Here is a 10,607-nt window from a genome sequence, read left to right on the forward strand (position 1 = left end):
CTCAAGGAGCGCAAGCACCGCATCGAGGACGCCGTTCGCAACGCGAAGGCGGCCGTCGAGGAGGGCATCGTCCCCGGTGGTGGCGTCGCGCTCATCCAGGCCGGCAAGAAGGCCCTCGCGGGCCTCGAGCTGACCGGTGACGAGGCGACCGGTGCCAACATCGTGCGCGTCGCCATCGAGGCTCCGCTCAAGCAGATCGCGCTCAACGCGGGTCTCGATCCCGACGTCGTCGTGAACAAGGTTGCCGAGCTGCCCGCAGGTTGGGGCCTCAACGCCGCCACCGGCGAGTATGGTGACCTGTTCGCACAGGGCATAATCGACCCGGCCAAGGTAACCCGCTGGGCGCTGCAGAACGCGGCATCGATCACCGGCCTGTTCCTGACGACCGAGGCCGTCGTCGCCGAGAACCGCGAGGACGTCGCGGTTCACATCGGTGACCCGACGGGTGGATTGGACTTCTGACATCCGCTTGCCGCGCGGTTCTCGACTCGGCATCGTTCTCATGACGCAGCTCGAAGGAGCTGCAATGAGGGGCGTGTGGGCGCGGCCAAGTCCTGGAGTAGTGGACAATCACCCCGCGACGTTGGGCATGGAAACGAGCCTGTGGTCCAAGGCATTGCCGCAAGCCAGTCGACAGGTATAGCGAGCTACTGCAGCTGGTCGGCGACTACTCCGGCAGGATCACCGCGATCCCTCTGCGGGCACGGCGCCCTAATGCTCGCAACGGCAGTCGTCGTTGCTGATTCGCGTGGGATCCGCGGACGACGCCATGCTTCTAGAGCAGGTCAACCTTTCGTCCCTCTTCGATCAGGTACGACACGAACGCGGAGCACGTCACCAGGGCGTACTTCGCGAGGGCCTGGTCGGCACTCGCCGCGTCGATCCCCGCGTGGCGGATGCCGTCCGCATCTGAGGTCCAGCCGTACATCTTCGACCAGGCTTCCCGGAGTGCGGGGTGGATGCGAAGTCCGGCGTCCTCGAGCTTTTTGAGACCGGCCCCGAGCGTCCCTTCGCCAGTCACCTTCTTGACGACCGCCTCGACAGCGGAGATCGACTCCTTGATCGAGTTTGGGTAGTCGGGCGTCTGACGGTCAGCGAGCAGCTCGATTGCGCGGTCGATCGCGTGGCGCGCTCCAGCAATCGACTCTGTATCAGACAGTGCCGCGCCGATTGCATCGGCCTCGGCATTCGAGTCGACTGGGGTGATTTCCAGACCGATGAATCGGTATCCGACCAGCTCGGATTCGAAGCGAGCGTTGAGCGCTTTGAGGAACGCTCGTTTGAGTCCCTCGGACTTGCTCGTTTCGAGGCGGTCCCAGTCCTTCATGAAGCGCTCGAGGAGGTCCAGCACCTCGTTCCACTCGCGGGTCATAATTGCCTGTTTGATCATCTTCCAGACCACGCCGGTGAACGGCATTTCGTCGCGCGGCTTCTCGAAGTACCAAATCCAGACCGCTTCGAGCACGCCCTCTTCGGTCGGGTCTTGGTAGTACTTGCCAAACTCCTTCGGCAGGACCGCAAGGAGGTTCCAGAGTTCGCGTCGCGTAGCCTCGTCGAGGCTCTCGTGTTGGACGACGGATCGGACCTCCTTGAGGCCGTGCCGTTCGGAGAATGACGCCATAGATCAAGGCTACCGGTGGGGATTTCCGGACTTCGGGCATGAACGATGTGGAACCCGACCACGCAGTAGTCCCCCTCCACCACGGCGTGTCTCACATGAAGATCGCGCAGTCGTTCGTGAAGGGTGAGCGCCGCGGTTGTCTTGCCAACTCCGGATCGACCACCGATGAGCAGGAGCTGGGAGCGCATCCGTTCACAATCCCAGACCGGGCACGCTCGCGCGACGGTCCCTCTGGTCAGCAGCACGCGCTCACAGCGACGTGAGGCGGCGCCTGCGGCGGAGGGGCATCTAAAGTCCGGCGGACGTCCTGACCGCCTCTTGCAAGTTCCGGACAGCTTTTCGGAGTGGTTGCATACGCTCAGGGTGAGACTCCCCGCCGATCTTCGGGTATCCCCATGAGTATTTGGTGATCAACGCTGCCGACCCGAGTCGGCCAGCCGCGTCCCTCACTCGCCAGTGAGCAATGAGCTCTATCGCGTTGCACTCGCGCCGAAGTAGTTCGAAGGACGCGTAGTCCGTACCATATCTGCTGAGCAATCCTGGATCTTCGCCCGCCGCCCTCAGCTTCTGGCCCTGCCGCACTTCCTCCTCGAAACGCGCGTTCGCATCCTTGATGTCGTCATCGAAATCAGCGGCGTACGTCACTGCCCTAGTGACGTGGTCGATCATGCGTTCGTCCCACCGATGTCGACGTTCTCTTCTCGCCTTCGTGGCCTCCGTGATGAGTGACGTAAGCCATGTGATTAGACCACCGAGGATGGTGAAGGCGCCAGCAAGGACAGCCACGTACCACCACGGCGCGGCATCGGTCGTCAGGTCCACAGGCTCAACATAATGCGCAACTCGGAAGTTCTTCTGCGACAGTCATGGGTCCAGAACCGAATAGTGGCGTTGGCGGGCGGCAGCGTCTGACATGGCGTGCGTCTGATGCCGGTTGAGTTCGGGTGTTTCCACTCCGTCGGCTCGGGGCGCGGGCATGGCGTGATGCCTTCGTGGCCCGTCCGTAAGGCGGTCCTCGTGCGCGCGGTTGCGTTCGTTCGGCTGGCCTCGTCGTCAGGGAGGCTTGCGTGTCCGTGGCGGCGCGGACGGCGAAAGTGTCTAAGTGCCACTGGCCGCTCTCAGGACTCGTGCGTCCATGCACTAACCGAGCGTATTCGATCAGCCTCTAGGCTCGACATTGGTGTCGCGAGACCATTCAGATAGGCCCAGAAACTCTCTAGGTTCCTGACTGCCAAAGCCGCATCGCGACACAAAACTTCGGGCCCTGGAAGCAGGATCAACGAACTATGACAGCAAGGTCCCCTGGTTCAGGTAAGCCGGTGGTTGACCCTGCGCTGATGCGACGCTTCGAGTACCTCGCTAAAGAGACTCGCGACTTCATCTACACCACAGGACGGGCCGAGCGTGATCTGAGAGCGTCGGTCATGGCGATACCTCGCCTTTCCAATCTCGGCACTCGAGCCACATACACTACCGCGGTAGGTGGAGAGCTGGTCCCCTGGGGCTGGTCGGAAGAGCTACGCGACATCATCGGTCGCGCGCGGAGCCTGCTAGATAATGCGCTCTGGGTGGCCGCGGGTGGTGACCAGGCCGGCCGGTACAACGCTGCAGAGCAGGGTGCGATCAAGTTTCCGATCGCGCACACAGCCCACGACTGGGCCCGGTTCGAAGCAACAAAGCATGCGCAGGTCCTCGACGTTAACGTGCTCGCCCAGCTACGACAGATCCAGCCGTTCGTCACCGGTGAGCCTGTCATTCGCTGGTTGAATCGCACGAACAACCGCGACAAGCATCGGTATCCGCTCGTGCTCGACACGATGCCAGACGTGCTGTTCGCGATGCTGTTCGCACCGCAGATAGCCGCCGTGCCCGGCGTTGACCGGCCCGGAATAGCGTGGGCTCCGTTGACACCGGTGCGGGACGGCAAGGTGATCGTTGAGTGCACGCATCCGCTTCCCCTGAGGAAGCTGACTCCGACCGAGGTACCTGTTGCGCTCTGTGTGGACGTCGATGGGCAATGGGTCGATGTACAGGACTTCCTCCAAGATGCCATCGAGTTCGTCGCGCGAGTTGTCGCGATCCTCGGCGACGGTGACACGACGTGGGCTGACGAACACCGGCGCAGGTTCGACGCTGAGCGGGCACAACTTGCCGACTTCCGAAAGATGATGCATGACAACGACAGCGCCGCGGAAGCCCGGTGGCGCGCCACTGGCCGGATCGTCTAGAGATGGAGCAGCCCGTCGCGCAACAGCGCTGCGATGGAGTCGGCCGCGGGTCCTCGCGCTCGCAGTGCCCGCATGACGCCGGACGCGAGCGGGCCTGAGCACGCCCGAAGACGGTCGCTCAGCGGGCCTCGATTGTGCCGGTGACAACCGGCGCTCAGACTGATCCAGGCGGTGGCGCTCAACTCTTCAACTTCAGGGGCGGGCATGCGCGACATCGACCGTGAGGACGATCAGCACTCGTTCTCAAGTGACAGGAGTGACCAGAGGGACCCCGGCGCGTCAGCCTCGCGCTGAAGAATGACGTACTCACTCTGAGGGTGATTCGAGACCCAGCGCCGCGCGTCCTCGAGCGACATCGTCGCGTCCGTTACCTCGTCCCCGTTCTTCTCCGACCAGTAGTTCGCGAACTGAACGCGGTATTCCATCACAGGCTCACGGTATCCGAGGGTTGGGGCGGATGCCGGTCGCTCAGCGGGCGCTTGACACCGACCTCATTGACACCCTGACATCGCCCTACACGGGCACGGGCACACCGAACAGGAACTCCCACTCGCGCACCACCAGGCTGTTCTCAACATCGAACAGCTCGACCGACATGGCTCCCTCATCATCGACGAGCTCGCACATGACCCGACCGCGGCCGGAGCCTCGCCACCGCACTACTTCGAAGCAAGCAGTCGGCCGATCCGCGTACGCTGCTTCAAGCCGAGCCACGTACTCGTCCCGTCCTTCGATCAAAGATGTGCGGTCGCCAACGAGTAACCAGGTCACCCGAGGGTGCAGCAATTGTGCAACTGCGTCCCAGTCGCGGGTGTTCTCAGCAGCGAACAGTCGCCTCAACGTTTCATCCAGCACAAGCCGAGTCTGTCGCGGACTGATCGGCATACGCCGGGGCGGAGCCGGTCTCGACGTTGTGGCCCGGCTGGTTCTCGCGAGGTAGCGTCGGCCGCGAAATCTAGAGAATGTTCCGGGTCTCGTGTCACACTTCGCGCAGTGCCGGCCATTACCTCCATGACGGCGGACGGTCCGTGGTCACTGGGTGATTGGAAGACGCACCGTGGGCAAGCCAACTGTTGATGAGCTGCTGTCAGGAAGCAGTCCGTCGTTCGCGGCCTCGGTCGCGACGGAGGCGGCGCTTGATGCGCTGGTACTGGAGACGAAGGCCGCAAGTGTCGACGGGCGGACCTCGCGCAGGCGGCGCGCGCTGTGGCTGGTGCCGGGCGTCTTTGGAGCTGTGGGCGCTCTCACCGCTGGCGCCCTGGTCGTCGATGATTATCTTCGCGTGGACGTTCCGATTGCGATCGAGTACACGACCGACACCGGGATCAAGGTCGAATGCACGGCGACGATCGAAGGCGGCTCGTTCTTCGCGCCGAAGCCGACCGAGGTCATCGACTACTACCGGTCCCACGACTTCACTGGCATCGGGCAGCGGATCTACGACTTCGCACTCGTGCTCACCGGTGACACCCAAGGGACATGGGACGTGCTCCCGGACTCGGCCGGCGGTCTCCCCGACGAGGACTTCCAATACTCCGACGAGGATGCGCTATCCCACTCGATGAGCTTGTTCCTTGTGTGGGACGTCCTGCTTGAGTTCGGGTTGGAGGATCTCAGCGGCGGCGTGGGAGCCGAACTCACCTCTGACTGCACGGGTCAACTGCATTGACCGGCGTAGTGACGCGCGCGCATGTCAGCGCGGCCAGCGGGGACCTGACTGAGCTCTTCCGGGGCGAGGCAGCAACCCTGTTGGGGTTCTTCATTCGGCGGGGTGTTCCCGTGCAAGACGCCGCGGACCTCGTCAGCGARACGTTCCTCGCAGCATGGAAGAGCAGCGGGCGCCACCGTATCGAGCCGGACATGCTCCGCGCATGGCTATTCGGGATCGCCCGCAAGGTGCTGTCGCAACACCGTCGCGGCCACATCCGTCGATCGGCACTCGCCGACCGAGTTCGCGCCACGCTCGCCATCGAGAACTCTTCGCATGCAGATGGCTCCCTCGAGGGGCTGGATCCCGCGATTGCCCACCACGTTCGAGAACTCATCCAGTACCTGCCGGAGATCGATCAGGAAATCGTGAGGCTCGTCTACTGGGAAGGGTTCACCCAAGAAGAGGTCGCCAGCATCGTCGGCAAACCTGCCACGACCGTACGCGCCCGGCTGTCCCGCGCACGCACCGTCCTCCGCGAACAGCTCGTCGAGAGCGGCGACGTCGAATGACAAGCGGCTAAACCCCACAACCTATGTATCCGGCCCATCCCGTCCCGCCGTCGGCAGGTCGCGCGCCTCCACCAGGACAGCTCGTGCCGCACTAATCGGATCCCTCTGCGGGCCCGTGAGGCAGCTCGCGATGGGATAGTCGGCGCATGGATGGTTCAGATCCGGTGCTCGAACCAGTTTCCACCACGCGCGGAACATGGAGTGTCGTCTTCGCGGTGGCTTCGCCGATAGTCGGCCTTGTCGTCGCGCTTGCTGGCCTATTCATAGCCACGAGGCAGGGCACCTTGAGTGATCCCCGATTCGCTACGGCGCTGGCTGTCAGCAACCTCGTGGCCATTGTCGTCCTCGCAGCGACAGCGACCGTTGCGGTGATTCTCGGGATCACGTCCATCGTCCAGGCGTGGCCCGAGAAGCGCCGGCCGAGAAGGTCGAAGGCAATCGCGCGTGGCTGGATCGGCATCGGGCTCACCGCGCTACTGGTCAGCCTCTATGCCACGTACTACCTGTGGCTCCAATTTGATTAGCGTGAATGCGGCCGCGACTGGTCCTGAGCGAGCAAGTAGTTGAGCTCACGGTGACCACCGTCTCGAGTCGGATCAGCCCGATTGATTTGGATCACCGACGATCCCTCTGCGGGCAGTGTCCGATCACCCCGATTTTGCGGCGCTGATTCGGCGGGCTCTCAAGCGCGCACCGACATCTGAGCCACGGCAGATCTGTGACCGGCCGGTCGACCGGTCAGAGGGTCGCCGAGAGTGTGGGAACTTTAGGCCGCGGGGAAGGCTGCGGCGAGGCGGGCATGGATGGCCTCAATGTCGAGGGTCTCCGCGGTCTCCACGATCATCTGCTTGATGAGTAGCCGAGGCCAGACGGCTTGGATCCGGTTGACGGTGAATGAGCCGCCGATGAGTGGCCAGTCTGCCTCGAGAAAGCAGAGCACTCCGATGACGGGAATCCCGGCGTCGTCCAGGGCTGCGGTGACCAGATCAACTTGTGATCGGACGCCGTCGACGAGTTTGCTACCGTCTCGTCCGCCAATGCGGAGGGATTCGACGCGCGGCCGGAGGATGCCGCCCTCGACGTGTAATGCGGGCCGCTTGTCCTTGTACCGTTTCGCATCGATCACCCACACCCCTGACGGGCCGACAGCGATGTGATCGATATTCGCCCGAGTTCGGGGGATGCGCCGGTCGTGCAGGACCCGGAAGGTGTCGGGCAGATCCTTGAGCCGTTCCGCGAGGAGCTCCTCACCGACCGCCCCGCCCCGCCACGCTGTCGTGCTCAGCGGGTCATCGGACAGGGCCAGGATCAGACCGCCGAGCCTCGGGTGACTCTCCCGGATCCGCTGTTCGCGGGCGTCCCTGCGACGCTCGAACTCGCGACGCGCTGATGCGCCCGCGACACCTGCCTCGGGTGCCGCGATCGTCACCGGCTCGGTCTCCGTGGGGCAGTGGACACAGCGGACCGTCTTCAAGCCACGCTCGTACACTGCATCGGTCCCGGCGGGAAGCGTCGTCCCGCACAGCCGGCACGTGCCGTTATAGCGCAAGGCCATTCGCTTGTCGTCCGGCCCCAGTTCCAGCATCACGACGCCGACCGTACCAGTCCGGCGGCTTTGCGGCCCTCCACCGGCAGCCTTGCTATCGCCACGATCTGCAGGGCATCATTGCCTCGGAATCACACCGAACGGTGCCCACGGGTCTGAGTTGTCTAGCTGCAGATTCAGACGCTGGTCGTCCAAATGGCGAAGCACGTCGATCCTTTTCAGTCTTGAGCGAAAGGGGCCGGCGATGCACGCCTGCACCAAGATTCCATACCCGACGATCTACGCGGCCGCCCTTGCGTTGCGCAGGCTCCGGTCCTCGTCGAACCGACGCCGCGAGGTGGGCATCCACCCCTGTCCGCAATGCGCAGCCTTCCACCTGACCTCCGCTCCCTCGAGCGCTCGCAACCGATGGACGACCCTCGCCATGGCCGCCATCGCGCACTGAGCATCCCTCAATGGGTCGAGTCTGTACCCACGAGTCCGGCAGCAAACCGGGGCCACCTGGTCGGATTGGCGTTCCAGGACCGAATGCGCGCATCCGGCCACGTTCGAGGGTGACGGGTGTCAGGCGTAGCGTTTAACGGCGTCGCGAATCGCGTCAGCGTGCTGATAGATCTGGTCGAGTGAGTCGAGCGCGTGACGGGTCTCGATCTTGTCGTCGTCTAGGAGCCCGAGATACTTCACCTTCCCGTTGAAGTGCAGGCGCGCGACCGGCTTGCGGTTGTTGTCATCGAGCAGGACAGCGAAGTAGCTCTTCGCGTCGCGCTGTGTGATCCGCTGTGGCTTGACCTCTCCGCAAGCGATCGCCTTCACGATCTGGTAGCCCTCGAGTTCTTCGAGGGTGGTCTCGATCTCGGTGTCCCGATCCAGATCATCGGCAACGATGGGCTCGCTGGCAATGCTGGCGTCATCGACGGCCACTGTCGTGACGCCGAGGGCGGTCTTCAGCCGGTCGTTGACGCTCTCCGTCAGGAACTGCCTCGAGGCTTTCCCGACAAGTGTGGTGAATTGCCCACGAACCTTCTGCGTGTAGGGCCCTTCGTAGACCCGTGCAGTGAAGAACTTGATCCACTCGTCTGAGGGTTCGCGGAACTGCTGCGCGATCTCGCGCTTGAGTGCGCCGACGTACTTGAGTTCCTCGGCCGCGTTGATGATGGAGTTCAGGTCGAAGCTGTCTTTGCTGAGTTTCTGGATCTCCGGGATCAGCGTCTCGTCGATGTCGAGCAGGTCGAGAACGAGGAACGGCCTGGCGTCCATCCGGTTTGGTGCGTCCAGGTCTGTGTAGAACTGCCACACGACACCGTTGGTGAGCACCGCGAGCCGGGCATTCGTGACCGAAAAGTAGCGGAACAGCTGCGATGCGTGCTCGATCTTGAGTTGGCCGAGGGAGGCCTTGCACTCAATGAGGATCTGGACTTCACCGTCGCGGACGATCGCATAGTCGACCTTCTCGCCCTTCTTGGTGCCCACGTCTGCCGTGAACTCGGGGACGACCTCGAGCGGGTCGAAAACGTCGTAGCCGAGTATCGTCGAGATAAACGGCATCACGAAAGCGTTCTTCGTGGCCTCCTCGGTGCCAATCGCCTTGGCCTGATTTCGCACTTTGGTTGCCAGCGCCGCGAGACGGTCCGCAAACTCCATYGTTTTCCCCAATATTCATTCGGTGCACGAATGAGCTTGAGCGTATCCGAGTGTCACGACACCCCCGTGACACCCGTCGGTGCGTGTCCGGTGTCGCCGCATCGTTGCCGAGATCAGGTTCGGCGAGCTCTAGGCCTTTGCGCATAGCAAGAGCCTCGATGTGGGACCAACGTCGGCGACCCGCCATAATCGGCGCATGTATGGGGAACGCCTCGCTCGCTGGGAGAAGACCGTCGAATGGCCGCTCATGGCCGCGGCCGTGGTCTTCCTTCTCGCCTACGCAGTCCAGATCATCGCGCACCTGAACGGGACGTCGGCCGCCTTCACGGAGGCGATCCTTTGGGCCATGTGGGCGGTGTTCGCTGTCGACTACACCGTACGACTGGCGATCACCGAACATCGCGGACGATGGTTCACGCGACACCTGCTCGACCTCTTGATCGTACTTCTGCCCATGCTTCGGCCACTACGGCTGATGCGGTTCTTGACGATCCTCGCGATCATCCAGCGGGGCGCCGGGAGCCGCCTTCGCGGCCGTGTCGTGGTGTACACGGTCGGCGCAACCTTACTCACGATCCTGTTGGCCAGTCTGGCTGTACTCGATGCCGAGCAAGGCCAAGGCGGTAGCATCCAGACCTTCGGCGACGCGATCTGGTGGGCGTTGGCCACCATCACCACCGTCGGCTACGGTGACCTCACCCCCATCACCCCCCTCGGCCGCGGGGTGGCATTTGCATTGATGATCGGTGGCATTGCCCTGATCGGTGTCGTCACAGCGACGCTCGCATCCTGGATCGTGCAACGGGTCTCAGACGAAACCCAAACGATAGCGACGGCAACCGAGTCGCAGGTCGAGGAACTCCGCGCCGAGGTCGCGGAGTTGAAAGCGATGATTCGGGAGCTCCGACCCGCCGCATGAGGACCGCTGACTGCAAAGATCGAGGGATGACGCTGAGGGTAGGCGCTGTCCAGGCCGAATCTACGCTCGGCGCGGTGGACCTCAACCTCGCGAAGGTTGCGAATTACATCAGGCGGGCCGTGGCGGCGGGTGTCGATGTCATCGTGTTCCCCGAAGCGTTCGTCACTGGGTACGACGACTCCATCTTTGCTGGGACCCTGCCGACGCTTACGGACCTGACCTGGCTGTCCTACGTGCAGCGCGCTGTTGACGAAACGGGCATCGTTGTCGTCCTCAATACCGCACTGGATCGCAGTGACCGCCGCTCCCTGACGGACCTCGTGCTGACGCCGCGGCAACCGCCGCTTGCCGCTTACGACAAGCAGCACCTCTACGAAAACGAACGGACCACATTCACCCCTGGCCTCCAGGGCTACTCCTTCTCTCTTAGAG

The 10,607-nt window shown here is 63.2% G+C and carries 12 protein-coding genes; 7 read left to right on the forward strand and 5 right to left on the reverse strand.

Features of this window, described 5'->3' with window-relative positions; translation table 11 throughout:
* A partial coding sequence (locus AC1DVT_RS13485) for a TCP-1/cpn60 chaperonin family protein (protein WP_477389567.1) occupies positions 1 to 462 on the forward strand: 462 nt, incomplete at its 5' end.
* A gap of 313 nt (positions 463 to 775) precedes the next feature.
* On the opposite strand, the gene AC1DVT_RS13490 is transcribed toward AC1DVT_RS13485, so the two are convergent.
* Both AC1DVT_RS13490 and AC1DVT_RS13495 read right to left on the reverse strand, forming a co-directional pair.
* A complete protein-coding gene (locus tag AC1DVT_RS13490) occupies positions 776 to 1,621 on the reverse strand; it encodes an AbiJ-NTD4 domain-containing protein (protein ID WP_477389568.1) in 846 nt (281 codons plus the stop codon).
* 288 nt (positions 1,622 to 1,909) lie between these two features.
* Entirely contained in the window at positions 1,910 to 2,443 is a 534-nt protein-coding gene (locus tag AC1DVT_RS13495; protein ID WP_477389569.1) for a hypothetical protein, read from the reverse strand.
* Positions 2,444 to 2,958: 515 nt separating this feature from the next.
* Here AC1DVT_RS13495 and AC1DVT_RS13500 point away from each other — a divergent pair.
* Positions 2,959 to 3,849, forward strand: coding sequence for a hypothetical protein (locus tag AC1DVT_RS13500; protein ID WP_477389570.1), 891 nt, complete (start codon positions 2,959 to 2,961; stop codon positions 3,847 to 3,849).
* A 513-nt stretch (positions 3,850 to 4,362) separates the two neighbouring features.
* Here AC1DVT_RS13500 and AC1DVT_RS13505 read toward each other — a convergent pair.
* Complete coding sequence (locus tag AC1DVT_RS13505; protein ID WP_477389571.1) at positions 4,363 to 4,704, reverse strand: nuclear transport factor 2 family protein; 342 nt, start codon at positions 4,702 to 4,704, stop codon at positions 4,363 to 4,365.
* A gap of 427 nt (positions 4,705 to 5,131) precedes the next feature.
* Between AC1DVT_RS13505 and AC1DVT_RS13510 the strand changes: the two genes are divergently transcribed.
* From AC1DVT_RS13510 to AC1DVT_RS13520, 3 genes are all read left to right on the forward strand, one after another.
* Entirely contained in the window at positions 5,132 to 5,518 is a 387-nt protein-coding gene (locus tag AC1DVT_RS13510) for a hypothetical protein (protein WP_477389572.1), read from the forward strand.
* Positions 5,515 to 6,069: an RNA polymerase sigma factor gene (locus AC1DVT_RS13515; protein ID WP_477389573.1), complete on the forward strand. Its 555-nt coding sequence runs from the start codon at positions 5,515 to 5,517 to the stop codon at positions 6,067 to 6,069. Before AC1DVT_RS13510 ends, AC1DVT_RS13515 begins: the two co-directional genes overlap by 4 nt.
* A gap of 146 nt (positions 6,070 to 6,215) precedes the next feature.
* Complete coding sequence (locus AC1DVT_RS13520) at positions 6,216 to 6,593, forward strand: hypothetical protein (RefSeq protein WP_477389575.1); 378 nt, start codon at positions 6,216 to 6,218, stop codon at positions 6,591 to 6,593.
* Positions 6,594 to 6,835: 242 nt separating this feature from the next.
* Here the strand turns inward: AC1DVT_RS13520 and AC1DVT_RS13525 are convergent, their stop codons facing one another.
* Together AC1DVT_RS13525 and AC1DVT_RS13530 are read right to left on the reverse strand one after the other, a co-directional pair.
* Positions 6,836 to 7,498 (reverse strand): nuclease-related domain-containing protein, encoded by a 663-nt coding sequence (locus tag AC1DVT_RS13525; RefSeq protein ID WP_477389576.1) that lies wholly within the window; start codon positions 7,496 to 7,498, stop codon positions 6,836 to 6,838.
* Positions 7,499 to 8,179: 681 nt separating this feature from the next.
* Entirely contained in the window at positions 8,180 to 9,256 is a 1,077-nt protein-coding gene (locus AC1DVT_RS13530) for a type I restriction endonuclease (protein WP_477389577.1), read from the reverse strand.
* A 196-nt stretch (positions 9,257 to 9,452) separates the two neighbouring features.
* Between AC1DVT_RS13530 and AC1DVT_RS13535 the strand changes: the two genes are divergently transcribed.
* Entirely contained in the window at positions 9,453 to 10,175 is a 723-nt protein-coding gene (locus AC1DVT_RS13535; RefSeq protein WP_477389579.1) for a potassium channel family protein, read from the forward strand.
* A 74-nt stretch (positions 10,176 to 10,249) separates the two neighbouring features.
* Positions 10,250 to 10,607 (forward strand): carbon-nitrogen hydrolase family protein (locus tag AC1DVT_RS13540; protein ID WP_477389580.1); only part of this gene is annotated, 358 nt, incomplete at its 3' end.

This window comes from Microbacterium sp. P2_F9 (genome assembly GCF_056403635.1).

Bases quoted from the DNA above. Each gene is read 5' to 3' on its own strand.
- AC1DVT_RS13490 (WP_477389568.1), bottom strand. From the start codon at position 1,621: ATGGCGTCATTCTCCGAACGGCACGGCCTCAAGGAGGTCCGATCCGTC.
- AC1DVT_RS13500 (WP_477389570.1), top strand. From the start codon at position 2,959: ATGCGACGCTTCGAGTACCTCGCTAAAGAGACTCGCGACTTCATCTAC.
- AC1DVT_RS13520 (WP_477389575.1), top strand. From the start codon at position 6,216: ATGGATGGTTCAGATCCGGTGCTCGAACCAGTTTCCACCACGCGCGGA.
- AC1DVT_RS13530 (WP_477389577.1), bottom strand. From the start codon at position 9,256: ATGGAGTTTGCGGACCGTCTCGCGGCGCTGGCAACCAAAGTGCGAAAT.
- AC1DVT_RS13535 (WP_477389579.1), top strand. From the start codon at position 9,453: ATGTATGGGGAACGCCTCGCTCGCTGGGAGAAGACCGTCGAATGGCCG.